The 642-nt window shown below is 65.9% G+C and carries 1 protein-coding gene; it reads right to left on the reverse strand.

The window, feature by feature from the left end; translation table 11 throughout:
• Positions 1-642, reverse strand: a 642-nt coding sequence (locus D1614_RS24145; RefSeq protein ID WP_206610166.1) for a phosphate ABC transporter ATP-binding protein, incomplete at both ends; no start/stop codon positions are given.

The following is a 642-nucleotide window of genomic DNA, read 5'->3' on the forward strand; positions in this document are numbered from 1 at the left end:
GCTGCGAGACGCGCGCGGCCTGCTGCATCGAGTGCGTGACGATCGCGATCGCGTAGTTCTGCTTGAGCTCGTCGATCAGATCCTCGATGCGCGCGGTCGCGATCGGGTCGAGCGCCGAGCACGGCTCGTCCATGAGCAGGACGTCGGGCGAGACGGCGATGGCACGCGCGATACACAGACGCTGCTGCTGACCGCCCGACAGGCCGTAGCCCGACTGGTTGAGCTTGTCCTTCACTTCGTTCCACAGCGCGGCCTTGGTCAGTGCCCATTCCACGCGGTCGTCCATCTCGGAGCGCGACAGGCGCTCGAACAGTTTCACACCGAACGCGATGTTGTCGTAGATCGACATCGGGAACGGCGTCGGCTTCTGGAACACCATGCCGACCTTGGTGCGCAACCCGGCGATGTCGGCGCCGCGCGCCAGGATGTCCTTGCCGTCGAGGATGATCTGCCCCTCGGCCCGGTGCCCGGGATAGAGGTTGTAGATGCGGTTCAGCGCCCGCAGCAGGGTCGACTTGCCGCAGCCCGACGGCCCCAGCAGGGAGAAGAACTCGCCGGCGGCAATGTCCAGGGTGACCCCGTCGACGGCCAGTACCTTGCCGTCGAAGCTCTTGGTGACCTCGTCGAGTTTGATCGCAGCGG

Origin of the sequence: Maribellus luteus, from assembly GCF_003576475.1 — a bacterium.
GTDB lineage: Bacteria > Bacteroidota > Bacteroidia > Bacteroidales > Prolixibacteraceae > Draconibacterium > Draconibacterium luteum.